This window comes from Enterobacter sp. E1, assembly GCF_016809815.1.
Taxonomy (GTDB): Bacteria; Pseudomonadota; Gammaproteobacteria; order Enterobacterales; family Enterobacteriaceae; genus Enterobacter; species Enterobacter adelaidei.
This window is the reverse complement of sequence record NZ_JAFBJM010000001.1, coordinates 688,658-714,089: the sequence shown is the minus strand read 5'-3', so window position 1 is coordinate 714,089 and position 25,432 is coordinate 688,658. Positions and strand designations below refer to the sequence as shown.

Below are 25,432 nucleotides of genomic sequence, written 5' to 3'. Positions count from 1 at the left end.
CCGGGCCTACGAGTCAGTTTGTAGGCCGGGTAAGGCGAAGCCGCCACCCGGCAATGCTCAAAGCACCCACTCACCCCCTTCAACCCCGTTCACCCGCAGCGTACGTTTTTCCCCTACAGGCAGCGACACCTTCAGCGCTTTCCACGCCGGACGATAATCCCCGCGCGCGTTTACCTTCAGGTTGATGGATGCGCCATCGCACACCATTTCCCATTCCACCCACAGTGCATTGCCGTTCTGGTAGCCCCAGCTTTCACCATCGTCTTCAAACAGCATGCCCGAGGTGGTCCCGACGCCCTTCACCGGGAACAGCTTCAGCTCGCGGGTATCGTCTTTTTCAGCGGACACGTGGGTAATGCGTTCGCTGAGCGGCAGACCGGCACCGGCGCGCACCAGCATCGGCAGTTTTTCCAGCGGTGCGTCGAGGACGATCGACTGGCCGCCCGCATACCACACGTGGGTGTAAAAATCATACCAGCCGGTGTCGTTATCCGGCAGCCAGACACGGCGCTCGCGTTGACCGGCTTCGACCACGCTGGCCACCAGCAGGTCGCGGCCCAGCAGGAACTCATCGCACTCTTCGAAGGTTTGCGCATCGTGTTCGTGGTCGAGGAACGTCGGGCGCAGCATCGGCTCGTCGTCAGCGTGCGCCTGCCAGAGCAGGGTGTAGAGATACGGCAGCAGACGATAGCGCAGCTCAATGGCGCTACGAATGGCTGGCGTGACGCCAGGGTACATCCACGGCTCGTTCACCGTGTGATCGTCATTCCACGAGTGAATGGTAAAGCGCGGATGCATCACGCCGTTCTGCACCCAGCGCACGAACAGCTCGGCGTCCGGCTTGTCGCCGGAGAAACCGCCCACGTCGTGACCGACGTTGAACAGCCCGGACAGGCTCATGCCAAGCCCCATGCGGATGTTATAGCGCAGGGTGTCCCAGTTGGTGCGGTTGTCGCCGCTCCAGGTCTGAACGTAGCGCTGCATCCCGGCGCAGCCGGAGCGGGAGATCAGATACGGACGTTTTTCCGGCGCGAAACGCTGCTGCGCTTCCAGCGAGGCGCGCATCATCAAAAGCGGCATCACCGGGCGAATATGCTTGATGGCGATCTCCTTACCGAAGCCATAACAGCGGGCTTCACCATCCCATACCTCATACTCGTTATTGTCGTTCCAGGTGGAGTCGATGCCCATTTCCAGCAGTTGCGTGGTCACGCCTTCCTGCCACCATTGCACCGTCTGCGGGTTGGTAAAATCGAGGTGCGAGCCTTCGTCATCCCAGAAGCTGGAACGTTCAGGTGCATCGGTTTCTGAATCACGAATGAACAGGCCGCTTTCTGCCACTTCGTTATAGCGCGGATGATCCTGCAGCAAGCACGGCTTGATGTTCGCGGCAAGTTTCAGCCCCGCGTCGTGGAATGCCTGGCTCATCACCTTCGGCTGGGGCACCTTGTCGTAGTTCCAGTTAAAGACGTAACGTTTGCCGTTGATCGAGGTATAGCCCGACGAGAGCTGGAACGAGTCGCATGGAATGGCGTGCTCTTCACACAGGCGAATGAAATTCATCAGCTGGTTTTGCGCGTCCGGCGCGTCGGTGTAGTGCATGGTCGAGCCGCTGTACCCGAGGCTCCATTTTGGCCCGAACAGCGTTTTCCCGGTCAGGCGCACAAACGCTTTGGTAACGTCCAGAACGCGTTTACCGGTGAAGATGTAGTAATCAATATCACCCGCTTCCGCCTGCCAGCGACGATAGGCGGTGTGGTAGTTGTCGATTTCGTTACCCAGATCCAGCCAGCAGCTGCTCAGGTTGTCGTAGAACAGGCCGTAACTCACGTCATCGCGACGGGCGATAGTGAAGGGAATATGCTTGTACAGCGGGTCGGTGCTTGCTGCGTTATAACCCATTGCGTCGAGGTTGCGCATCTCGTAGCGCTTGCCGTTGCGCTGCAGATCGCCCGCTTTTTCGCCCAGGCCGTAGAAACGCTCGTCCTTGCGGCGGCTGAGGTAGTGCGCCACGCCATCGCCGTGGGCGTTCAGCAGGTAAGCGCTGGTCGGACGGTCATTCACCAGCGGTTGCCATTCGCCTGCATCGTTACGGTAGTGCCATTCGAGCCACAGCGGCTGGTGGACGGTCACGCGCAGCTGTTCGGTTGCCACGGTTAACGTCTCATCCTGCTGCGTCAGCGTCCAGACAGGACAAGTGAAACCGCTTAAATCATCGCGACGGCGACCTTCCCACGGCACGTCATGCTCCGGGGCAATGCTCCAGGTACGGTCCAGCGCCAGTTCGCCTTTGCGTTTGATCAGTACACGGAACAGATTCTCTTCCAGCACATACAGGCACAAGCGGTGCTGGTTATCGACCAGCAGTTCCAGATGGTTTGCCGACTGCGTATCAATGGTCCAGTTTTTCAGGGTTTTCATAATCACTACATCCACTATCAGGCGCGCTTGGCGCGACGTTCAGCAATAAATGCTACCAGGAAGACAGCGCCAATCAGGTCAAAGAAGCCCATGGCAATAAAGAGCGGGTTAAAGCCGATTTTGTCGGCGGTTACACCGATTAACAGCGAGAACAGGAAGCTGGCGATCCACGCCGCCGAGCCGCGCATGCCGTTGACGGTCGCCATCTGGCCTTTGTCGAACGACTCAACGACCAGGGCGCTGAGCATGCAGGAGATAATCTGGTGCCCGAAGCCGCCGATGGAGATCAGCACGATGGTGATATACGGGTCGCGGGTAATGGCCACGATGCCCAGAGAGATCATCAGGAACGCGCCCGTCACGGAGCTTGCGACCACCGAGTTAACGCGGGAGCAGCCGAACAGTCGGGTATACAGACGCGTCAGGTAGCCGCTCGCCACGCTACCGAGATCCGCGGCGAGGAACGGTAGCCAGGCAAACATCGCAATCTGCTTCAGATCCATGCCGTGCTCTTTGGCGAGGTACAGCGGCACCCAGAAGCTCAGTACCGCCCAGGCGGGTTCCGCCATAAAGGCCGGAATGGCGATGCCGTAGAAACGTTTGTTCTTCGAGACGGTTTTCAGCGCGGTCAGGAAGGGCAGTTTCACCGCAGGCGGTTCGTTATCCTGCTTGATAAACGCCAGCTCGTCCTTACTGAGGTTCGGGTGCTGCTCCGGGTTATGGTAGAACGCCCACCAGAGGATCACCCACAGCAGCGCCAGCACGCCGGTGAACATAAACGCGCCCTGCCAGCCAAACGACGCGTGCGCGAAGTAGATAATAGGCGGGGCCAGCATCGCGCCGATGGAGAAGCCCACACCCGCCCAGCCGGCGGCAACAGGTCGCTCTGATTTCGGGAACCATTCACCGATGGTTTTGGCGTTCGCCGGGGTAGCGGCGGCTTCAGAGGCACCCATAAAGAAGCGCAGAATAGCCAGGTGCAGCCAGCTTCCGGCACCTGCATGGAAAATACACATCAGCGCCCAGATCCCGGCGCAGACCATAAAGCCAATCTTCAGGCCGATGACGTCAATCAACCAGCCGCACAGAGGCTGGAAAATGGTGTAGGCGATCTGGAATGCTCCCACGATCCAGGAGTATTGCTCGGTGGTGATCCCGAGGCTCTCTTTCAGTTCCGGGGCGAGGATCCCTAATGAGTTTCGGGTGATGTAGTTAACGGTGACGCCAAGTAAGAACAGCACCAGCACGTACCAGCGCAGGTTCTTGATGACGCGACGGGTTTTGCTTGCCGCAACAGTGTTATTGATGTCCTGACTCATTTTACTCTCCACAAGACGGACGGTAAGGGGACGGAGGTTCAGGTGTCACACAGTTTTTTATGGCTTTGATTTCTATCCGGTTATATTGCCTTAATTGGTATACAACTAGTATGGAAGTTGTGTGACAAGTTCACCTTAAGGGAGAAAATGAGTGGGCAATAGTGGATTTTGTGCAAAATTTCTCATAACTGACCTGAACCCTCTGGCATGATGGCTTTTATGTCAGTTACTGCCTGATAGATACGCTATGAAAATTTTTTCATTTCGCAAATGGAGCCAGATCACAAAATGGACAAAAGGCTAAAAATCACCGAAATCGCCGCCCGAACGCAGCTCTCAATCAGCACCGTATCGCGTGTGCTGGCGGGAAAAGCGAATACCAGCGAAAAAGCGCGTACAAAGGTGCTGGCGTGCGCGCGCGAGCTGGGGGTAATGGACGGCATGGCGGCAGGGCGTCTGCTGCTTAACAGCCTGGTGGTTTTTGCCCCCCAGAGGGCGTTTGACGAGCGGTCCGACATCTTTTACTACCGTGTGATCCAGAGTGTAGGTAAAGGGCTGGCATCCCATGAAGTGCGGTTACGCTACTGCGCGCTGGAAGAGAACGACAGCGACGCGCAACTTTTTCTGGCACGCATGAACGAACCGGATACCCAGGCAGCCATTCTGCTCGGCATTGACGATCCGCATATCCACGATCTGGCGGTGGATGTGGGTAAACCCTGCATGCTGATTAACTGTCGTGACCGCCATATGCGCCTGCCTGCCGTCGCGCCGGATCATCGCGCCATTGGCGAGCGGGCGGCGGAATATCTGTTCGAGATGGGACACCGTGAGGTGATGAACGTGCTGTGTCTGCGACGCTACACCATGGAGCAGCGCCTGTCAGGGATCCGCGATGCGTGGCTGTCCCATAACCTGAAGTTCAGCGATAAACATGACCTGCTGGTGGTGCCCAGCTTCAGCGCCCGCGAAACGGAACAGCTGGTCAGCAGCTGGCTCGACGACATGCAGGGGAAGGATTTACCTACCGCGTTTTTGGTGGGCGGCGACTTTATGGCGGCGGGCACCATCAGCGCGCTGCAAAACCACGGCTTGCGCGTGCCGCAGGACGTGTCGGTGATGAGTATCGACGGGTTTAATCTGGCGGCGATTCAGGATGTGCCTCTGACGGCCGTGCATGTTCCGCGTGATGAACTGGGAACGGAAGCGGTACATATGCTTCAGCAGCGGCTGATGCGACCGGACGCGCCTGTAGGAACATTGCTGCTCAACGGCACGCTGACCGTGCGGGAATCGGTACGGCGGATACGTCAGGGGAAACGACGCACCGCCGTTGAGCGGGAAGGGCTATACGACAGTTAGACCATGCCCAGCGCACGCTTGCCGTGGATGTTGAGATCGTTCACGGTAAAGCGGTCCTGCCAGCTTTTTTCATAATCTTCACGCGGGAAATCGCCCGGTGACGCGCCGGTTTCCAGCGCTTCCTTGACCTTCTTCGCATAGGCGAGGTTTTTCTCGCACATCGGTGCGGCAGGAATGTACATCACGTTGCCCCAGCCCTGCTGGTTTTCCACCGGTGCGACGGAGTGAATAACATCACAGTGCCACCATACGGAATCGCCCGCTTCGAGTGCCGGGATGCTGGTCAGCGCCTCGATCAGCAGCGGGTGCCACTTCTCTGAAACCGGCAGCACGCGCCCCGGAGCCACGCCGCACAGTTCATCTTCCGGCACGTCATCCAGCAGCGGACGCAGCAGAATATAAGCCATCGCTTCCGGGATCGGCACCACGTGCAGCAACCCCTGACCCGGAATCATGTCCGACAGCGCCGTCCAGCCCTGGAAGGTACGGAACACCGAACATTTGGTGGTGTTATCGACTGTGTACTCTTCCACTTCGGTACGGTGCGCGGCGTTCCACGGATCGTATTTATCGACGTTGCCGTCGAAGACTCGGGCAAAGACCTGCTGATAGGCCGGAAGCAGCCAGCGCTCCAGCGCGCCGGAGTCGGTATGCGCGCCCAGCCCTTTCGAGGTGGTTCCCGGCGGGCGGCGGCGGATGCGGTCCGGGTAAATCACACTCACGTCCGGGTCGAACCACTGTTTGCCGTTGCTCTCGAATGTCCATAAACGGTTCAGGAACGACTGCACCTGCGCCATCTCTTCGCTCTGACGCGCCTGCATTTGTGCCTGCGACCAGTAGATCGGGTAAATTTCCGGGCGAGAGGCCGTCAAGGTGCCGAAGAAGTTATCGCCTGGTCCTTTATATACCTCGTCAAACTTGTTCAAATCGAGGTAGTCGAGCATCGACTGATCCCATGCCAGCGCCTGCTCGCGCGGGAAGTGATTCTTGATGACCGCACAGCCACGACGTTTAACGGCTTCACGCTGTTCCGCACCAATCGTGCCGTTTTTTACATCGGCAAATGGGATCACCGGCCAGACGGTTTCGCCTTTGTTCTTCAGCGCGTTGATTTCCGCCACGCGGGTGGCGATTTTATCGCTGAGCTTGTTGAATACTGCCTGAACGTCGCCAATCTGGGCGCGTAATTCACGCTTCATCTGGCGAATTGCTGCTTTGTGATCTGCTGGCAAAATTTCACTGGTAAACGTCATAACCGCCTCGCATCTTTCATTCGAAAGTAAAAATATCTACAAGTGATACTTTAAGTTAAAAATAAGTTAATGCAAGTTTAAAAACTTGACGTGTGCCACAGGATGGAAAAGAAGGGAAAAGCCGGAGCAAAGCCCCGGCAAGGAGAGGATTACGCGTCGAAAGGAGAATGGTCGTCGAGCACTGCCTGAATGACATTCAGCGTACCCTGATGATTGTTATCGTCGGTGCTGTAGCGGCTGATCTCTTTGATGCTTTCTGCCGCGTTGCCCATTGCAAAGGAATATTTCACCAGCTTCAGCATCTCGGCATCGTTGCCGCTGTCGCCAATAGCCACGCACTCCTGAGGGGAGATCTTCCAGCGCTTCAGCAGACGGCTGATGCCGTTGGCCTTGTGCAGGCCGGGGATAATCAAATCGACAAAACCAAAGCCGCTGGTGACGGGCTTCATAATGCCATCCAGCGACACATGCAGTTTGTCGATAAGATTCGGGATATCGCTGTCCGGCAGGTTCAGGGAGAACTTAAACAGCACGTCGTCGATTTCGTGGTAGTCACTGATGCGTTTTAAACGGTGATAGTGCTTTGACATTAGCGCCACGAACGAGTCCGGGGCTTTGTCGCTAACGTAAGCACTCTCCAGCCCGCAGGCCACAAAGTTCAGCCCTTTGTCTTTCAGCAGTTCGCCAATCACGATTTGCGATTCATGACGCGTCAGCTCGCCGTGGAAAATCTGCTCGCCGTGGTCGAACACCAGTGCACCGTTTTCGGCCACGAAGGATATCTGATCTTTCAGCTCCGGAAAGAAGGAGATGAGCTGGTAATACTGGTTACCGCTGGCGACAACGAATTCAATATCTCGGGCTTTAAGCTGTTCAAACTGTGCCTGGAAGCGGTCACGATCGTACTGCTTGGCATCATTAAGGAAAGTTCCGTCCATATCGGTGACGATAACTTTTACGGTCATACATTGCGCTCCTGGATCACTGCGTTTGAAACATTCTAATAACAAGGTGACGGAGAGCACAAATTTAATTTCATTCGAAAGTAAAAGCAAAACGGCAACCGGGGTTGCCGTTTTTAGTGTTTGCTCCCTCTCCCCGTGGGAGAGGGGCGGGGTGAGGGCATCAGCCTGCGCATTTCCCCTTAGAGGATGCACCGTTACAGCGTATGTTCAGTACGCGCAATAATATCGTCCTGCGCATCCGGCGACAGGGCGGTGAAGAACGCCGAGTAGCCTGCCACGCGCACGACCAGGTCACGATACTGGTCAGGATGTTTCTTCGCTTCCAGCAGCGTTTCGCGCGAGACGATGTTGTACTGAATGTGCCAGCCTTTATGCACCTCAAAGAAGGTGCGCAGCAGCACCATCAGCTTCTGGCGATCGCTGTCGTTTTCCAGCGTCGACGGGTTCAGCTTCTGGTTTAACAGTACACCACCGAGAATCGCTTCCGTCGGCAGTTTACCCACGGAGCCGATCACCGCCGTCGGGCCAAGGTGGTCCGTACCGGAGGCCGGGCTTGCCCCTTCTGCCAGCGGGGTGTGCGCCTTACGTCCGTCCGGGGTCGCCATCGTTGCCGCACCAAACGGCACGTTTGCGGAGATGGAAGACGTACCTGCGTAGTAATTACCGCCAATCGGGCCGCGACCATAGCGCGGGTTGTGGTACTGCTTCAGCTCTTCAATGTAGGTCTGATAGGCACGCGTCAGCAGCATGTCCACGCTGTCATCGTCGTTGCCGTACTTCGGCGCACTGTTGATCAGGCGCTGTCGCAGCTGCTCGTGGGTCAGCCCGTCGAAATCATCTACCAGGGCGGCGGCAAGCTGCTGCTGACCAATCGTACCCTGCTCGAAGACCAGTTTCTTCACCGCCGCCAGGCTGTTGCCGAGGTTGGCGATCCCCACCTGCAGGCCGGAAACCCAGTCATACTTTGCGCCGCCCTGCTTGATGCTTTTCGCACGCTCGATGCAGTCGTCCACCAGAGCCGAGCAGAGAATGTCGTGAACATTTTCTTCCAGCATCGTATCCACCACATACTCAATCTCAATAGATTTACGGGTGTAGTAGCGGATCTGGCTATCCCATGCCGCCATCACTTCGTCGAAGTTATCGAAATTACCGGCAGAGAGCGCTTTCTCCTGCGGCAGGAAGACTTTGCCGCTGGTGGCATCGCGACCGCCTTCCAGCGCGGCGAGCATCACGCGGGCAAAGTTAATGAAACTCATGCCGGTGCAGCGATAACCCCACTTGCCGCCCACCGCTGTTTCGATACAGCCGATTGCCGCATAGTCGTAAGCATCGTCTCGTTCAACGCCGAGCTTGATGAATTCCGGGATCACGATTTCATCGTTGTTGAACGCGGGCATACCGAAGCCGCAGCGGATCACCTGCACGCAGGCGTCGAGGAAGTCGTTGCTCATGCCCGCGTGGTAACGCACGCTCAGGTTCGGCTGGGTAGAGCGCAGGCGGCCGCAGGATTCCAGAATGGCATAGGAGAGCGGGTTCACCGCATCCATTGGCTCGCCGTTCACCAGTTTCTGACCGCCGATGGTCACGTTCTGGTAAAGCGGGCTGCCGGCAGAGGCTTTAGAGTGCGAGCCGGAGCGGATCTTGTTCACTTCGAGCAATTTCAGCCAACAGCTGTGGAGCAGTTCGATCGCGTGCTCGCGATCAAGACTCTGGTTCAGCTCCACGTCGCGACGGTAGTACGGATAGAGATACTGATCCATACGCGCGAAGGAGACGGAGTGGCCGTTGGACTCGATCTGCAGGATCAGCTGAATGAAGTAGCACAGCTGCAGCGCCTGCCAGAAGGTTTTTGGCGGCTCGTGAGCAATCACTTCACAATTTTCTGCCATCGCCAGCAGCTCGTCGCGGCGGCTTTCGCGGGTCTCGGTAGAGGCCATCTCGCGCGCCAGATCGGCGAAGCGTTTGATGTGCAGGCTTACCGCTTCCAGCACAATATCAATCGCCTTCAGGAACTGATCGCCGTGCAGGTCTTCCAGCACCGTCAGGTTGATGCGCGTGCGGCGTTCGGCCACCTTGGCGCGCAGGCCGTCGAGACCTTTCTCCAGCACCAGCGGGAAGTTAACGGCCAGGTGCGCGTCGCCGGAGGTCATGTTGCCTTCGGCTTTGATAATGCCGGTTTCCAGCAGGCCTTTCTGCTCGTCGGTGAACATGCCGTAGCAGCGATCCTGTACTGTCTGCCCGCGCCACCATGGGCAGATTTCATGCAGCACGCGTTTGTTCTCTTCGCTTACCGCAAAGCCCGCGCCCGGGCGGTCTGCCAGATCGTCGATCTCTTTCTCAATCCACGAGACGGTGTATTCCGGGAAAATCGGCGCGGCGCGCACTTCGCTTGCCTGGTTACCGATGATCAGCTCATCGTGTTTGATCCAGATAGTACGTTCCGCCAGGTGATGTGCCAGCGCAAGAGCACGGCGCACCGGGATCGGTTTGTCCATATGCTGCTGGTACATTTCGGTGTAATGCTGGGCGCGCTCGGTACAGACCGGCGGCTTAACGATATGTACGAGGGCATTTTTGTGCGCTTTAATGCGCTCGCTAAGGGTGTTGAGATTCAGGGTCGTCATAGGTTTATCCTCGTAAGGTCGCGGTTAACCCTTTCTGGCAGGCGTACTGCTGAGCGAAGTCCAGTAGCGCAGGGTTATCAAGCGGTTTGTCAGGGGCAGAGTAGGGTTGGCCGAGCAGGGTGTATTTGTTCATGCCCAGCGTGTGGTATGGCAGAAAATGAATATCGTCGACGCCGAGTTCGTCGGCGGCAAAGTTGGTAATGGCGGTAATAGATGCTTCATCGGCGTTGAAGCCCTGAATCAGCGGCACGCGAATGGTGATTTCTTTCCCGGCAGCGGCCAGGCGTTTCAGGTTGTTCAGGATCCGTTTGGCCGAGCCGTCCGTCCACTGTTTGAATACCTCGCCATCCACATGCTTCAGGTCGGCCAGAAACAGATCAACATACGGTAATGAGGGCTCGATATAGTGCCACGGCACGTGAAGGCAGGTTTCAACGGCGGTGTGGATCCCCTGTTCGTGGCTAGCTTTAAACAGAGCCTGAGCCAGCTCAGGGTTCATAAACGGCTCGCCGCCGGAAAGCGTGATCCCGCCGCCGCTGCGATCATAAAAGGGTTTGTCGCGCAGCACGGTTGCCATAATTTCTTCCACCTGCTTCTCTTCACCGCAGACGGTGAGTGCCTGCGTCGGGCAGCAGTTGGTAAGGGCGTTGACCGTGGCTTCATCAAGCTTCTCACGGTGGATGACCAGGCCATTCAGCGCACGTTCGATACAGCCCGGTGCCGCCTGCTGACACAGGTCGCAGCCGTCCAGGCAAAGGCGCGCATCAAACAGCACGTCCCGGCTGCGGGAGCGGCTTTCCGGGTTCTGGCACCAGCGACAGCCCAGCGAGCAGCCTTTCAGGAACACCACGGTACGAATACCGGGGCCATCGTGGGTGGAGTAACGCTGAATATTGAAGATCATGTTTTCGCCTCTCTTCTTGCATACGAAGATTAAATTACTTTCGAATGAAAGTTATCTTGATGCAGGTCAACTACTGAGCAGGTTTTGCTGTGATAGGGTAAGTGCAGGCTAATTTTGAGGGTGACATCATGGAACTTTATCTCGACACATCTGACGTTGCGGCAGTCAAAAAGCTGGCGCGTATCTTCCCGCTGGCGGGCGTGACCACTAATCCAAGTATTGTTGCTGCGGGTAAAACCCCGCTGGACGAGCTGCTGCCAGCGCTGCACGACGCGCTGGGTGGCAAAGGCCGTCTGTTCGCTCAGGTGATGGCGACTACCGCGGAAGGTATGGTGGAAGATGCGCGTAAGCTGCGCGCCATCATTAACGACCTGGTGGTGAAAGTGCCGGTGACCGCAGAAGGGCTGGCGGCAATCAAGATGCTGAAAGCAGAAGGGATCCCGACGCTGGGCACGGCAGTGTATGGCGCAGCCCAGGGGATGCTGTCGGCGCTGGCGGGCGCAGAGTATGTTGCCCCATACGTTAACCGCGTGGACGCGCAGGGCGGGGACGGGATCCAGACCGTAGTGGAATTACAGCAGCTGCTGACGTTGCATGCCCCGCAGTCAAAAGTGCTGGCCGCGAGTTTTAAAACCCCGCGTCAGGCGCTGGACTGCCTGCTGGCAGGCTGTGAGTCCATTACGCTTCCGCTGGACGTGGCGCAGCAGTTTATTACCTCTCCGGCAGTGGATGCGGCGATTGTGAAGTTTGAGCAGGACTGGCAGGGGGCGTTTGGTCGGACGTCTATCTGACGGGTACGGTCTGATGCCCTCACCCCAACCCTCTCCCGACGGGAGAGGGAGCAAACACTAAAACGGCAACCTGAAGGTTGCCGTTTGCTTTAACCTCCGCAAACCTCACACCCCGGATTGCGCATCAGCTTCATCTCGCGAAATTGACAGGTCATCGCGTCATACATCACGATTTTCCCTGCTGCAGGCGTGCCGTAGTGCGTCAGCACTTTGATCGCTTCCATCGCCTGCAATGAGCCGATCACGCCGACTAATGGCGCCATCACGCCCGCTTCGACGCAGGTCAGCGCGTTCTCGCCAAACAGACGGCTCAGGCAACGGTAGCAGGGTTCTCCCTCAGCGTAAGTGAAGACGCTGATTTGCCCCTCCATGCGGATCGTCGCGCCGGAAACCAGCGGGGTTTTATGGACAAAACAGCCTGCATTTAGCTGATTACGGATAGCCACGTTATCGGTGCAGTCGAGTACCAAATCGTGCTGCGCAATCTGGGCGCGCAACGCGTCGTCATCCAGTATCGCGTTAATCAGGGTGAACTGAACGTTGGGGTTGATGCGCGCCAGCGCCGTGCGGGCAGAGTCCACTTTCGGCTGGCCAATTGTCGCATCGCTGTGCAGCGTCTGGCGCTGCAGGTTAGACACTGACACGGTATCAAAATCCAGCAGCGTCATCCTGCCCACGCCCGCTGCGGTAAGGTACTGCGCGGCGGCGCAGCCCAGACCGCCAAGACCGACGACCAGCACGCTGGCCGCCTTGAGCGCTTCCTGGCCCTCGAAATCAAAACCACGCAGCACAATCTGGCGGTTGTAGCGCATCATCTCCTGGTCGGTCAGTTCCCCCGTCATCTTAGCCTCCGAACAGGTGGTTAAAGCGCTCAACCTCAACCCATTCACCGGCTTCCACGTTGCCACGTTCGCGCTCCAGCACGATAAAGCAGTTGCCCTGGCTGAAGGAACTGAAGATGTGCGAACCCTGGTGTCCGGTGGTGCTCACTTCCAGTTCGCCGTCCGCGTTGCGCGCCAGAATACCGCGCTGGAAATCGAGACGACCCGGTGATTTTTTCAGGCGCGTGGCGGCACGTACGCGCTGGCGCATCGGCAGCGGGCTGGCGTGGTTGCCCGAAAGTTTTGCCAGCAGCGGGATCACCAGCTGGTAGAAGGTCAACGCGGCAGAGACCGGGTTACCCGGCAGGCCGCAGAACCAGCTGTGCGTGAGCTTGCCAAACGCGAACGGTTTGCCTGGCTTAATAGCCAGCTTCCAGAAGGCGATTTCACCCAGCTCTTCAAGAATGGTTTTGGTGTAATCCGCTTCGCCCACGGAGACGCCACCGGAACTGATGACCACGTCGGCAGATTTATCCGCCTCGATAAACGCCGCGCGAAGTTGTTCCGGATCGTCTGGAATAATCCCGAGATTAATCACTTCACAGCCCAGCTGCTCCAGCATCAGGTGTACCGCCAGACGGTTGGTGTCATAAATCTGGCCGTCCTGCAGCGGCTGGCCCGGAAGCTGCAGCTCGTCGCCGGTGGAGAATACAGCGACGCGCACCTTGCGAACGACGTCGATGTCCGCGATGCCGAGCGAGGCCAGCACCGGCAGCTCCGCCACCGTCAGCTTTTGCCCGGCGGCAAAAACGGTCGCACCGAGGGTGATGTCTTCGCCCGTGCGGCGGATATTCTGACCCGCTTTAACGCCAGCGATAAAGCGCACGCCGTCGTCCGTCTGTTCAGTCTCTTCCTGCATCACGACCGCGTCGCAGCCTGCCGGAACGGGTGCTCCAGTCATGATGCGCACGCAGGTGCCCGCGGGCCATTCACCGCTAAACGGCTGACCCGCAAAGGCTTTACCTGCCACCGGCAGGGCGTTACCCGTCTGGAGATCCACCAGGCGTACCGCGTAACCGTCCATTGCGGAGTTATCGAATCCCGGCACGTTAAGCGGAGAGACGATATCGCGTGCGGCAATACGGCCAAAACAGCGCACGAGAGGCAGCGTCTCAACGTCATGCAGCGGGGAAATTCGGTCAAGCATCTGCGTGAGTGCCGTCTCAAGCGGCATCAGTCCGGCGGTAAAATCCATGGTGGGCTCCTGCACAGTAACAACGAAAGCGCTCATTATGGCAGAAAAGTGCGGCTAACTGTATGACCCGATGGGTGTACGCTTTACATCACAGTTGCGTCTTTCTATATTCAAAAATCATCTGAAGTTTCATCGACGATAATGATATTTATAGAAAAAGCCGCGAATCAGGCTAACGGGTGATGCGAATGGGTAATGCGGTAATCGCAATTCATGGCGGCGCCGGGGCAATCACCCGTGCACAGCTTAGTCCCGAACAGGAAAAGCGCTATATAGACGCGCTGTATGCCATTGTGGAAACAGGCCAGAAAATGCTGGCAGCGGGCGAAAGCGCGCTGGATGTGGTCACCGAGGCGGTTCGTCTGCTGGAAGAGTGCCCGTTATTTAACGCGGGGATCGGTTCGGTCTTTACCCGGGATGAAACGCACGAACTGGATGCCTGCGTGATGGACGGTATTACCCTGAAAGCAGGGGCCGTGGCAGGTGTCAGCCATCTACGGAACCCGGTGCTGGCTGCGCGTCTGGTCATGGAAGAGAGTCCGCATGTGCTGCTGACGGGCGCAGGCGCGGAAAAATTTGCCATTGAACATGGGATGGAATCTGTTTCTCCTGACCTGTTTTCAACGCCGGAGCGTTACCAGCAGCTTCTGGAAGCCCGTTCGGCGGGCATGACGCAGCTTGACCACACTACACCGCTCGATGAAACCACCAAAATGGGCACGGTTGGCGCGGTGGCACTCGATAAAGCCGGGAACCTCGCGGCAGCCACCTCCACGGGTGGAATGACCAACAAACTGCCGGGACGTGTCGGCGACAGTCCATTGCCCGGTGCCGGCTGCTATGCCAATAACGCGACGGCGGCCGTATCGTGTACCGGAACCGGGGAAGTGTTTATTCGCGCGCTCGCGGCCTATGACATCACCGCGCTGATGGATTACGGTGGTTTAAGTCTGGCTGAGGCCTGCGAGCGGGTAGTCATGGAAAAACTGCCTGCGCTCGGCGGCGTCGGCGGGCTCATTGCGGTGGATCGTGAGGGCAATGTGGCATTGCCGTTCAACAGCGAAGGCATGTACCGCGCATGGGGATATGCCGGTGATGAACCCAGTACCGGGATCTATCGTGAATAAGGGGGCAACACGTGCCGCACAGTGAAGAGCTGGACAACCGCGAAGTGCTGGCTGTCCATCAACTGAATATTGCGTTTCAGGAAGAGCGGCAGTTCATCCCCGCAGTACAGAATTTATCGTTCGCGCTCAGGCGCGGCGAAACGCTGGCCATTGTCGGTGAATCCGGTTCCGGAAAATCGGTCACCGCGCTGGCATTGATGCGCCTGCTGGAACAGACAGGTGGGCAAATCAGCAGCGAGAAAATACTCCTGCGCCGTCGCAACCGCCAGGTGATTGATTTAAACACGCTGAGCGGCGCCCAGATGCAGGGCGTGCGCGGGGCGGATATTGCGATGATCTTCCAGGAGCCGATGACCTCCCTGAACCCGGTCTTCCCGGTCGGGGAACAGATTGCCGAATCCATCCGGTTACATCAGGGCTTGAGCGGCGATGAAGCACTCAAAGAAGCCAGACGGATGCTTGAGCTGGTGCGCATTCCGGAGGCACAGACCATTCTGGCACGTTATCCGCATCAACTTTCTGGCGGCATGCGCCAGCGGGTGATGATTGCGATGGCGCTCTCCTGTCGCCCGGCAGTGCTGATCGCCGATGAACCGACTACGGCGCTGGACGTGACGATCCAGGCGCAGATCCTGCAGCTCATCAAGGTGCTGCAACAGGAGATGGAAATGGGGGTGATTTTCATCACCCACGATATGGGCGTGGTCGCCGATATTGCCGATCGCGTTCTGGTGATGCACAAGGGCAATGCGGTGGAAACCGGTACGGTTGAGCAAATCTTCCACGCGCCCGTTCACCCTTACACCAAAGCGCTGCTGGCGGCGGTCCCGCGTCTTGGGGCCATGAACGGCAGTGATTTACCGCGCCGCTTCCCGTTGATTTCCCCTGAAGCAACAGGGCCGGAAGTGGAGGAACGCGAGCAGGACACGGTGGTGCCAGGCAAGCCTATTCTGGAGGTGCGCGATCTGGTCACCCGTTTTCCACTGCGCAGCGGCATTCTTAATCGCGTGAAGCGCGAAGTGCATGCAGTGGAAAACGTCAGTTTTGATTTATGGCCAGGCGAAACGCTGGCACTGGTGGGAGAGTCCGGCTGTGGGAAATCCACTACCGGGCGCGCGTTGCTCCGGCTGGTGGAATCTCAGGAAGGTAGTATTACCTTTAACGGCGAACGTATTGATACGTTGCCAGACAGTAAGCTGCAGGCGATAAGGCGGGATATCCAGTTTATATTTCAGGATCCGTACGCCTCCCTCGATCCACGCCATACGGTGGGGTACTCGATTATGGAGCCGCTGCGGGTACATAACCTGCTCGAAGGTGACGCGGCACAGCGTCGCGTGGCCTGGCTGCTGGAACGCGTCGGCCTGAAGCCGGAACATGCCTGGCGTTATCCGCACGAGTTTTCCGGCGGTCAGCGGCAACGTATTTGCATTGCCCGTGCGCTGGCGTTAAACCCGAAAGTGGTGATTGCCGATGAGTCCGTCTCGGCGCTGGATGTCTCTATCCGCGCGCAAATCATCAATTTATTGCTCGATTTACAGCGGGATATGGGCATCGCCTTCCTGTTTATCTCACACGATATGGCGGTGGTAGAACGTATCAGCCATCGTGTGGCGGTGATGTTGATGGGGCAAATCGTGGAGATTGGTCCGCGAAGGGCGGTGTTTGAGAACCCACAGCATCCGTACACGCGCAAGCTTATCGCAGCTGTACCGGTTGCCGATCCGGCGCATCGTCACGGCCAGCGCGTGCTGCTGCAGGATGAAATGCCGGGCAATATTCGTAAACGCGGCGAGGTCGTAGAGCGAGTCACGCTGCGTGAAGTCGGTCCGGGCCATTTTGTGGCCCCCCCGCGTCAGGACAACGCCTTTTCGCGGCTATAACTTACAACAGGCAGGAGAACACAATGGTTAAATTTGTCGCGCGTAGATGGGTGTTAGCTGTGAGCGTGACGGCAGCCCTGGCCGCTAGCCCCGCGTTCGCTGCCAAAGATGTGGTGGTGGCCGTCGGCTCCAATTTCACCACGCTGGATCCGTATGACGCCAACGACACGCTCTCTCAGGCGGTGGCGAAATCGTTCTATCAGGGTCTCTTCGGCCTGGATAAAGAGATGAAGCTCAAAAACGTGCTGGCTGAGGGGTACACCGTGTCCGACGACGGGCTGGTGTATACCATCACGCTCAGAACCGGCGTGAAATTCCAGGATGGTACAGATTTCAATGCGGAGGCGGTAAAGGTTAACCTCGACCGCGCCAGTAATCCGGAAAATAGCCTCAAGCGCTATAACCTGTATAAAAACATCGCCAGCACCGAGGTGGTCAACCCGACGACGGTAAAAATCACCCTGAAAGAGCCGTTCTCCGCGTTTATCAATATTCTGGCGCATCCGGCGACGGCAATGATTTCCCCTGCCGCGCTGAAGAAATACGGCAAGGAGATCGGCTTCCACCCTGTTGGCACCGGCCCTTACGAACTGCTGACCTGGAACCAGACCGATTTTGTGAAGGTGAAGAAATTCGCCGGATACTGGCAGCAGGGATTGCCGAAGCTGGACACCATTACCTGGCGCCCGGTGGTGGACAACAACACCCGCGCGGCGATGCTGCAAACCGGCGAGGCGCAGTTTGCTTTCCCGATCCCGTATGAGCAGGCCGCCATTTTGCAGAAAAACAGCAAGCTGGAGCTGGTGGCCAGCCCGTCCATCATGCAGCGCTACATCAGCATGAACGTGACGCAAAAGCCGTTCGATAACCCGAAGGTGCGGGAGGCAATCAACTATGCCATTAACCGTCAGGCGCTGGTGAAAGTCGCTTTTGCCGGCTATGCCATTCCGGCGACCGGCGTGCTGCCACCGGCTATCGCGTATGCGCAAAACTATCAGCCGTGGCCGTACGATCCGGCCAAAGCGCGCGAGCTGCTGAAAGAGGCGGGTTTCCCGAACGGGTTTAGCACCACGCTGTGGTCATCGCACAATCACAGTACCGCACAGAAGGTGCTGCAGTTCACCCAGCAGCAGCTGGCGCAGGTCGGGATTAAGGTGCAGGTCACCGCGATGGATGCCGGACAGCGTGCGGCTGAAGTGGAAGGTAAAGGGCAAAAAGAGAGTGGTGTGCGGATGTTCTACACCGGCTGGACGGCCTCGACCGGTGAAGCCGACTGGGCGTTATCACCGTTGTTCGCTTCGCAGAACTGGCCGCCAACCCTGTTCAATACCGCGTTCTACAGTAACCCGCAGGTGGACAAAGATCTGGCCGATGCGCTGAAAACCACCAAACCGGAAGAGAAGGCCCGCCTCTACAAAGACGCGCAGGATATCATCTGGAAAGAGTCACCGTGGGTGCCGCTGGTGGTCGAGAAACTGGTGTCGGCCCATAACAAAGCGTTGACCGGCTTCTACATCATGCCGGACACCGGCTTTAGCTTTGACGATGCGGATATAAAATAACACTCATGCTGAATTATGTTTGTAAACGCTTGCTGGGGCTTATCCCGACGCTGCTGATTGTGGCGGTGCTGGTGTTTTTGTTTGTCCATATGCTGCCGGGCGATCCGGCGCGTCTGGTTGCGGGGCCTGAAGCGGATGCCGCCGTCATTGAGCTGGTGCGAAAACAACTTGGGCTCGATCAACCTTTGTATATGCAGTTTCTCCATTATATCTGCAACGTTTTGCAGGGGGATTTTGGTACTTCGATGGTGTCGCGTCGTCCCGTATCAGAAGAGATTGCCAGCCGCTTTATGCCGACGTTCTGGTTAACGATAGCCAGTATGAGCTGGGCGGTGCTGTTTGGGCTGGGGGCCGGAATTGTCGCGGCCGTCTGGCGCAACCGCTGGCCGGATAAGCTCGGTATGGCGCTGGCGGTGACCGGTATCTCTTTCCCGGCGTTCGCGCTGGGGATGCTGCTGATGCAGATCTTCTCCGTCGAACTGGGCTGGCTGCCGACCGTCGGCGCCGATACCTGGAAGCATTACATCCTGCCTTCCATGACGCTGGGGGCTGCCGTTGCGGCGGTGATGGCCCGCTTTACTCGCGCCTCGTTCGTTGACGTGCTTAGCGAAGATTATATCCGCACCGCGCGGGCGAAAGGGGTTAGCGAGAAGTGGGTCGTTCTCAAGCACGGGTTCCGCAATGCGATGATCCCGGTGGTGACGATGATGGGGCTACAGTTTGGCTTCCTGTTGGGCGGCTCTATTGTGGTGGAAAAGGTCTTCAACTGGCCGGGGCTGGGACGCCTTCTTGTCGATTCCGTCGAGATGCGCGACTACCCGGTGATTCAGGCGGAAGTCCTGCTTTTCTCGCTGGAGTTTATTCTTATCAACTTAGTGGTAGACGTGCTCTACGCCGCCATTAACCCGGCCATCAGGTATAAGTAAGATGCGATTGTTAAACTGGCGACGTCAGGCCGTTTTAAACGCTATGCCGGGGCTCAAACCGGAACATATCCGCACGCCGTGGTCCGAATTCTGGCGGCGCTTTCGCCGTCAGCCGGTTGCCATGACGGCGGGGTTATTTGTGCTACTGCTCATCATTCTGGCGATCGTTGCCCCGTGGATAGCGCCGTTTGATGCGGAAAATTATTTTGATTACGACCGGCTGAATGATGGTCCCTCCATGATGCACTGGTTTGGGGTGGATTCGCTGGGGCGCGATATTTTTAGTCGCGTGCTGGTAGGGGCGCAGATCTCGTTAGCCGCCGGAGTGTTCGCGGTGCTGATCGGCGCGGCCATTGGTACCGTGCTGGGTCTCGTTGCCGGGTATTACGAAGGCTGGTGGGACCGCATCATCATGCGTATCTGCGATGTATTGTTTGCCTTCCCGGGTATTCTGCTGGCGATTGCGGTGGTGGCGATCATGGGCAGCGGCATGGCGAACGTGATCGTTGCGGTGGCGGTCTTTTCCATTCCGGCCTTTGCCCGTCTGGTGCGCGGCAACACGCTGGTGCTGAAACAGCAGACGTTTATCGAGTCGGCCCGCAGCATGGGGGCCAGCGACGCCACCATCCTGTTCAGCCATATTCTGCCGGGGACGGTGTCGTCCATCGTGGTCTATTTCACCATGCGTATTGGCGTGTCGATTATCTCGGCGGCCAGCCTGTCGTTTCTGGGATTAGGCGCGCAGCCTCCGACGCCGGAGTGGGGCGCAATGCTGAACGAGGCGAGGGCAGATATGGTGATTGCACCGCACGTGGCGATCTTCCCGAGCCTGGCGATTTTTCTGACCGTGCTGGCGTTTAACCTGCTGGGTGACGGGCTGCGCGACGCGCTGGATCCGAGGATTAAGGGGTAGTGCAGTGAAATGTGCCGGGCGGCGGCTACGCCTTACCCGGCATACAAAAGCGGAGTGGGATGATTAAACCCGGCTACCCCACAGGTCATACTCGTCCGCGTTTTCAACCTTCACGCGAATAATATCACCCGGCTTAACGCTGGTTTCACCGTTGAGGTACACCGCTCCGTCGATTTCAGGGGCATCCGCCATGCTGCGGCCAATCGCGCCTTCTTCATCAACTTCGTCGATGATGACCATGATCTCGCGACCCACTTTTTCCTGCAGACGCTCGGCAGAGATCTGCTGCTGCAGCTGCATGAAGCGGTTCCAGCGCTCCTCTTTCACCTCTTCCGGCACCTGGTCCGCCAGCTCGTTGGCGGTTGCGCCTTCTACCGGGCTGTACTTGAAGCAGCCAACGCGGTCCAGACGCGCTTCTTTCAGGAAGTCGAGCAGCATCTGGAAGTCTTCTTCGGTTTCACCCGGGAAGCCGACAATAAAGGTGGAACGCAGGGTCAGTTCCGGGCAGATTTCACGCCACTGCTTGATGCGTGCCAGCTGGCGATCAACGGAGCCAGGACGTTTCATCAGCTTCAGAATACGCGGGCTGGCGTGCTGCAGCGGGATGTCCAGGTACGGCAGAATTTTGCCTTCCGCCATCAGCGGGATCACGTCGTCAACGTGCGGGTAAGGGTAGACGTAGTGCAGACGCGTCCAGATACCCAGTTTAGACAGCTGCTCGCACAGGCCGACCATGCTGGTTTTCACCGGTTCACCGTTGTGGAAACCGGAGCGGTGTTTAACGTCCACGCCGTAAGCCGAGGTGTCCTGGGAGATGACCAGCAGCTCCTTCACGCCCGCGTCGGCCAGACGTTTCGCTTCCGCCAGCACTTCGCCAATTGGACGGCTCACCAGATCGCCACGCATGGACGGGATAATGCAGAAGGTGCAGCGGTGGTTGCAGCCTTCAGAAATTTTTAAGTAAGCGTAGTGGCGCGGCGTCAGTTTCACGCCCTGCTCCGGCACAAGGCTCAGGAACGGGTTGTGTTTTGGTTTTGGCACGTAATGATGAACATGTTCCAGCACCTGCTCGTAGCTGTGCGGGCCGGTGATCTCCAGCACTTTCGGGTGCACTTCGCGGATCTGATCCTCTTTCGCGCCCAGGCAGCCGGTCACAATCACTTTGCCGTTTTCAGTCAGGGCTTCACCGATGGCTTCCAGTGACTCCTGAACCGCGCTGTCGATAAACCCACAGGTGTTAACGATCACCATATCGGCGTTGTCGTAGCTTGGCACCACGTCATAGCCCTCGGTGCGCAGTTCGGTCAGGATACGTTCGGAATCCACCAGGTTTTTCGGGCAGCCCAGGGAGACAAAGCCGATTTTCGGCTGGTGCGTAACATTGCTCATAGGTTAAAAATTCATCAATTATGGAGTTATCAGGGCGGGATTTTACAGCGTATCGCGGGGGATTTATACACTCTTTGCAAGGTGGATGCGGTTGGCTGGTGTTGTAACATTGTAAATGATGTTAATCAGTTATGTTTTATTGATCTGAGGCATTAAATTGTACAAAAAATAACCTTACTCTGAATATGCAAAATGGCTGACAGAGGAGGAAAGAGAATGTCCGTTGACAGACTGAAACGCGATCTGCTGAACAAGCTGATCAACGCCCGAATCGACCTGGCCGCGTACCTGCAGTTGAGGAAGGCAAAAGGGTATATGTCAGTCAGCGAAAGCGAACATCTGCGTGATAATCTGTTTGAACTGTGTAATTTTATGCGTGAAAAAGCACCGACCCTGAAAGCGGAATACTGCGAAAGTGAGCTGATAGCGCTCCGTCGCGCCGCTGAGGTGCTCTCCATTGCAGGGGTGTGCCTGATGAACGGACGCCACGACTGCCCGAATTTTATCGCTGTTAACGCGGAGAAGCTTGAAAACTGCCTGACAACGCTCTCTCTTTGCATCATGTGTCTGAACGAGCACGACAAGCTCGAACAGTACTGAATCCGGGGGAGGCAACTCCCCCTTCTGATTAAGCTTTTGTAAAAGTGATAACGTGCCCGGGCGTTATGGCTAACCTTTAAGCCATATGCCGTTAAAGGAGCGCGTTATGCCTCGATCCTCGTTGATTTTCCTGCCTGCGTTGTTATTTTCATTTTCTCTTCTTGCTGCACCGGTCGCGGTCAACGTCGAGGTGTTACAAAACAGACTCGATCATCCCTGGTCTCTGGCGTTTCTGCCGGATAACAAAGGGCTGCTGGTGACCCTCAGGGGAGGTCAACTCAAACACTGGCAGGCCGGGAGCGGGCTTTCCGCTCCGATTGTCGGCGTGCCAAAGGTGTGGGCGAACGGTCAGGGAGGATTGCTGGACGTGGCTCTCGCCCCGGATTTTGAAAAATCGCGCCGCATCTGGCTGAGCTTCGCCGAAGCAGGGAGTGACGGCAAAGCCGGAACGGCGGTGGGCTATGGCCGATTGAGCGACGATCTGACGCGCATTGAAGCCTTCCAGGTGGTGTTCCGCCAGATGCCGAAACTCTCTACCGGGAACCATTTTGGTGGACGACTGGTGTTCGATGGTAAAGGCTATCTCTTTATTGGGCTCGGCGAGAACAATCAGCGTCCGACGGCGCAGGAACTGGATAAACTGCAGGGCAAAGTGGTGCGCCTCACCGAAGACGGGAAAGTCCCGTCGGATAACCCCTTCGTGAATACCCCCGGTGCGCGACCCGAAATCTGGTCTTACGGCATTCGTAACCCGCAGGGGATGGCGATGAATCCCTGGAGCGACACGCTGTGGCTTAACGAGCATGGTCCGCGCGGCGGAGATGAAATCAATATCCCGGAGAGAGGAAAAAACTACGGCTGGCCGCTGGCAACGCACGGCATTAATTACAGCGGGTTGAAAATTCCGGAAGCCAAAGGTGAGCACGTTGAGGGAACCGAAAAACCGCTGTTTGTCTGGAAAGTTTCGCCCGCCGTGAGCGGTATGGCGTTCTACAACAGCAACGTCTTTCCGCAGTGGAAAAACAAACTGTTTATCGGCGCACTGAAGGAAAAGGACGTTATTGTGCTGAGCGTGAGCGGCAATAAAGTGACTGAAGACGGGCGGATTTTGGGCGACCGGGAGCAGCGTATCCGTGATGTGAGGGTGGGACCGGATGGGTATCTGTATGTCCTGACCGATGAGACGGACGGGCAACTGCTGAGAGTCAGCCCGTCCGGAACGTAATCAGGTTACCGGGATCATCACAACGTTACGGTATGCCGGACGATCGCTAAGCTGCTTTAACCAGCGCTCGAGGTGAGGGCGCGGCGTCCACTTCAGGCCCATGTTGGTCAGGTTCCAGACGAACGGCGCGACGGCGATATCGCCTGTACCAAATACGTCACCGGAGAACCATTTGTGCTTCGCCAGTTCGTCATCCATCATGGCAAACAGGTTTTCACAGGCATCCTGTGCGGCATGGATGGCAGGGTAGTCACGTTCGGCTTCTGGTGTTCTGATCAGTCCCATCAGGATCACGCGATGGGTTGGCGAAAGCGTCTGATTCGCCCAGTCCATCCACTTTTCACCCTGAGCACGACGAGCCGGATTTTCTACCCACAGGCGACCCTGGCCGTACTGAGCCGCAAGGTAACGCACAATCGTGTTGGACTCCCAAAGCGTTGCGTCTGTTTCATCATCGCGCAGCAGCGGCACCAGGCCGTTCGGGTTCATGGCCAGATAGTCGGCCTCTTTGTTCACACCAAACGATAACCCAGCCATGATTTGATTGAACGGTAAATCAAGCTCCTCCAGTGTCCAGAGCACTTTCTTAACGTTGGTCGAATTGTTCCTGCCCCACAGCGTAATCATATTTACTCCCGATGAGATGTGAATCCGAGTCAGCTTTTTGCCATGGTGAGATAAACCTAACAATTACGCAACAGAAGACAAAAAAATCGCCTTAATCAAAGCGTATCTGAATGTTATTGCATAAACTTTAATAACTTTACCCTCGTTGGGTTTCTTTAACGGTTTTAGTGCGCTATTACTCATCGCTTCTTGCGACACGGTGATGTGACGTAATTTTTGAATGGACACTCGGGTGGCATTTATGACGCGAAAAATGACTTCTCTGCGCAGCCTTGCGACAGGCTCTGCGCTCCTTTTCCTGTTTGCACCAACTCTTTACGCAGCTGAGCAGGCTGCGCCCGAAGCGCCGCCGGTGGACGCGCGCGCCTGGATCCTGATGGACTACTCCAGCGGCAAAGTGCTGGCGGAAGGCAATGCTGACGAGAAACTCGATCCAGCCAGTCTGACTAAAATAATGACCAGCTATGTGGTCGGCCAGGCGTTAAAAGCAGGCAAGATCAAGCTTGATGATATGGTTACCATCGGGAAGGACGCCTGGGCGACCGGCAACCCGGCGCTGAGGGGTTCATCAGTGATGTTCCTCAAACCAGGCGATCAGGTTTCCGTTTCTGATTTGAATAAAGGGGTGATTATCCAGTCCGGTAACGACGCCTGTATCGCGCTGGCGGATTATGTCGCCGGCAGTCAGGATTCATTTATCGGCCTGATGAATGGCTATGCGCAAAAGCTGGGCCTGACCAACACCACCTTTAAAACCGTTCACGGTCTTGATGCGCCGGGCCAGTTCAGCACCGCCCGTGATATGGCGCTGTTGGGTAAAGCGCTGATCCACGACGTGCCGGATGAATACGCTATCCACAAAGAGAAAGAGTTTACCTTCAATAAAATTCGTCAGCCGAACCGCAACCGCCTGCTGTGGAGCAGCAACGTCAACGTGGACGGGATGAAAACCGGTACCACGGCCGGGGCGGGATACAACCTTGTCGCTTCTGCAACCCAGGGCGACATGCGCCTGATTTCGGTGGTACTGGGCACCAAAACCGACCGTATCCGTTTTAACGAATCAGAAAAATTACTGACCTGGGGATTCCGCTTCTTTGAAACCGTGACGCCGATTAAACCGGATGCCACGTTCGTCAGTCAGCGCGTCTGGTTTGGTGACAAGAACGAAGTGAATCTGGGGGCCGGTGAGGCTGGGTCGGTGACCATTCCTCGCGGTCAGCTTAAAAACCTGAAAGCCAGCTATACCCTGACTGAACCGCAGCTCACCGCGCCGCTGAAAAAAGGCCAGGTGGTGGGGACGATTGATTTCCAGCTTAACGGCAAGTCGATTGAACAGCGTCCGCTGATTGTGATGGAGGCGGTCGAAGAGGGCGGCTTCTTCAGCCGGATGTGGGATTTTGTATTAATGAAATTCCATAGCTGGTTTGGCAGCTGGTTTAGCTAAGTTTTTTGCCGGGTG

The 25,432-nt window shown here is 57.0% G+C and carries 20 protein-coding genes; 10 read left to right on the top strand and 10 right to left on the bottom strand.

Going from position 1 to position 25,432, the window contains the following annotated elements:
- Positions 1-57: 57 nt before the first annotated feature.
- Both JGF26_RS03535 and JGF26_RS03530 read right to left on the bottom strand, forming a co-directional pair.
- Positions 58-2,421, bottom strand: a complete 2,364-nt coding sequence (locus JGF26_RS03535; RefSeq protein WP_134707347.1) for a glycoside hydrolase family 31 protein — start codon at positions 2,419-2,421, stop codon at positions 58-60.
- Between the two features lie 17 nt (positions 2,422-2,438).
- Positions 2,439-3,740: an MFS transporter gene (locus JGF26_RS03530; RefSeq protein ID WP_028019351.1), complete on the bottom strand. Its 1,302-nt coding sequence runs from the start codon at positions 3,738-3,740 to the stop codon at positions 2,439-2,441.
- Between the two features lie 288 nt (positions 3,741-4,028).
- On the opposite strand from JGF26_RS03530, the gene JGF26_RS03525 reads away from it, so the two are divergent.
- Complete coding sequence (locus JGF26_RS03525; RefSeq protein WP_032667016.1) at positions 4,029-5,102, top strand: LacI family DNA-binding transcriptional regulator; 1,074 nt, start codon at positions 4,029-4,031, stop codon at positions 5,100-5,102.
- Here JGF26_RS03525 and JGF26_RS03520 read toward each other — a convergent pair.
- The 4 genes from JGF26_RS03520 to JGF26_RS03505 all read right to left on the bottom strand — a co-directional run bounded on the left by JGF26_RS03520 (position 5,099) and on the right by JGF26_RS03505 (position 10,851).
- Complete coding sequence (locus JGF26_RS03520) at positions 5,099-6,355, bottom strand: DUF1479 domain-containing protein (protein ID WP_049005400.1); 1,257 nt, start codon at positions 6,353-6,355, stop codon at positions 5,099-5,101. The genes JGF26_RS03525 and JGF26_RS03520 overlap by 4 nt on opposite strands.
- A gap of 149 nt (positions 6,356-6,504) precedes the next feature.
- Positions 6,505-7,320, bottom strand: a complete 816-nt coding sequence (locus tag JGF26_RS03515; RefSeq protein ID WP_134707348.1) for a Cof-type HAD-IIB family hydrolase — start codon at positions 7,318-7,320, stop codon at positions 6,505-6,507.
- A 194-nt stretch (positions 7,321-7,514) separates the two neighbouring features.
- Positions 7,515-9,947 carry a formate C-acetyltransferase/glycerol dehydratase family glycyl radical enzyme gene (locus JGF26_RS03510; RefSeq protein ID WP_134707349.1) on the bottom strand — a complete coding sequence of 811 codons (2,433 nt, stop codon included), beginning with the start codon at positions 9,945-9,947 and terminating at the stop codon, positions 7,515-7,517.
- Positions 9,948-9,951: 4 nt separating this feature from the next.
- Entirely contained in the window at positions 9,952-10,851 is a 900-nt protein-coding gene (locus JGF26_RS03505) for a glycyl-radical enzyme activating protein (protein WP_134707350.1), read from the bottom strand.
- Between the two features lie 128 nt (positions 10,852-10,979).
- Between JGF26_RS03505 and fsa the strand changes: the two genes are divergently transcribed.
- Complete coding sequence (gene fsa / locus JGF26_RS03500; RefSeq protein WP_023326972.1) at positions 10,980-11,642, top strand: fructose-6-phosphate aldolase; 663 nt, start codon at positions 10,980-10,982, stop codon at positions 11,640-11,642.
- Between the two features lie 89 nt (positions 11,643-11,731).
- On the opposite strand, the gene moeB is transcribed toward fsa, so the two are convergent.
- Both moeB and moeA read right to left on the bottom strand, forming a co-directional pair.
- A complete protein-coding gene (moeB, locus tag JGF26_RS03495; RefSeq protein WP_134707351.1) occupies positions 11,732-12,484 on the bottom strand; it encodes a molybdopterin-synthase adenylyltransferase MoeB in 753 nt (250 codons plus the stop codon).
- 1 nt (position 12,485) lies between these two features.
- Positions 12,486-13,718: a molybdopterin molybdotransferase MoeA gene (moeA, locus tag JGF26_RS03490; protein ID WP_134707352.1), complete on the bottom strand. Its 1,233-nt coding sequence runs from the start codon at positions 13,716-13,718 to the stop codon at positions 12,486-12,488.
- Positions 13,719-13,906: 188 nt separating this feature from the next.
- On the opposite strand from moeA, the gene iaaA reads away from it, so the two are divergent.
- The 5 genes from iaaA to gsiD are packed head-to-tail and all read left to right on the top strand — an operon-like array spanning position 13,907 to position 20,129.
- Positions 13,907-14,845, top strand: coding sequence for a beta-aspartyl-peptidase (gene iaaA / locus JGF26_RS03485; protein ID WP_134707353.1), 939 nt, complete (start codon positions 13,907-13,909; stop codon positions 14,843-14,845).
- An 11-nt stretch (positions 14,846-14,856) separates the two neighbouring features.
- A complete protein-coding gene (gene gsiA / locus JGF26_RS03480; RefSeq protein ID WP_134707354.1) occupies positions 14,857-16,728 on the top strand; it encodes a glutathione ABC transporter ATP-binding protein GsiA in 1,872 nt (623 codons plus the stop codon).
- Positions 16,729-16,751: 23 nt separating this feature from the next.
- A complete protein-coding gene (gene gsiB / locus JGF26_RS03475; RefSeq protein WP_134707355.1) occupies positions 16,752-18,290 on the top strand; it encodes a glutathione ABC transporter substrate-binding protein GsiB in 1,539 nt (512 codons plus the stop codon).
- 5 nt (positions 18,291-18,295) lie between these two features.
- Positions 18,296-19,216: a glutathione ABC transporter permease GsiC gene (gene gsiC, locus JGF26_RS03470; RefSeq protein ID WP_049005410.1), complete on the top strand. Its 921-nt coding sequence runs from the start codon at positions 18,296-18,298 to the stop codon at positions 19,214-19,216.
- Between the two features lies 1 nt (position 19,217).
- Entirely contained in the window at positions 19,218-20,129 is a 912-nt protein-coding gene (gene gsiD / locus JGF26_RS03465; RefSeq protein WP_028019339.1) for a glutathione ABC transporter permease GsiD, read from the top strand.
- Between the two features lie 63 nt (positions 20,130-20,192).
- On the opposite strand, the gene rimO is transcribed toward gsiD, so the two are convergent.
- Positions 20,193-21,518 (bottom strand): 30S ribosomal protein S12 methylthiotransferase RimO, encoded by a 1,326-nt coding sequence (gene rimO / locus JGF26_RS03460; protein WP_028019338.1) that lies wholly within the window; start codon positions 21,516-21,518, stop codon positions 20,193-20,195.
- Between the two features lie 216 nt (positions 21,519-21,734).
- Here rimO and bssR point away from each other — a divergent pair, with 216 nt between their 5' ends.
- Both bssR and JGF26_RS03450 read left to right on the top strand, forming a co-directional pair.
- Positions 21,735-22,118, top strand: a complete 384-nt coding sequence (gene bssR, locus JGF26_RS03455; RefSeq protein ID WP_028019337.1) for a biofilm formation regulator BssR — start codon at positions 21,735-21,737, stop codon at positions 22,116-22,118.
- Between the two features lie 106 nt (positions 22,119-22,224).
- Positions 22,225-23,343, top strand: a complete 1,119-nt coding sequence (locus JGF26_RS03450; RefSeq protein ID WP_134707356.1) for a PQQ-dependent sugar dehydrogenase — start codon at positions 22,225-22,227, stop codon at positions 23,341-23,343.
- On the opposite strand, the gene JGF26_RS03445 is transcribed toward JGF26_RS03450, so the two are convergent.
- On the bottom strand, positions 23,344-23,970 hold the full coding sequence (locus JGF26_RS03445; RefSeq protein WP_128347872.1) for a glutathione S-transferase family protein: 627 nt from the start codon (positions 23,968-23,970) through the stop codon (positions 23,344-23,346). It lies immediately after the preceding gene.
- Positions 23,971-24,211: 241 nt separating this feature from the next.
- Here JGF26_RS03445 and dacC point away from each other — a divergent pair, with 241 nt between their 5' ends.
- Positions 24,212-25,417, top strand: a complete 1,206-nt coding sequence (dacC, locus tag JGF26_RS03440; RefSeq protein ID WP_128347873.1) for a serine-type D-Ala-D-Ala carboxypeptidase — start codon at positions 24,212-24,214, stop codon at positions 25,415-25,417.
- Positions 25,418-25,432 lie beyond the last annotated feature (15 nt).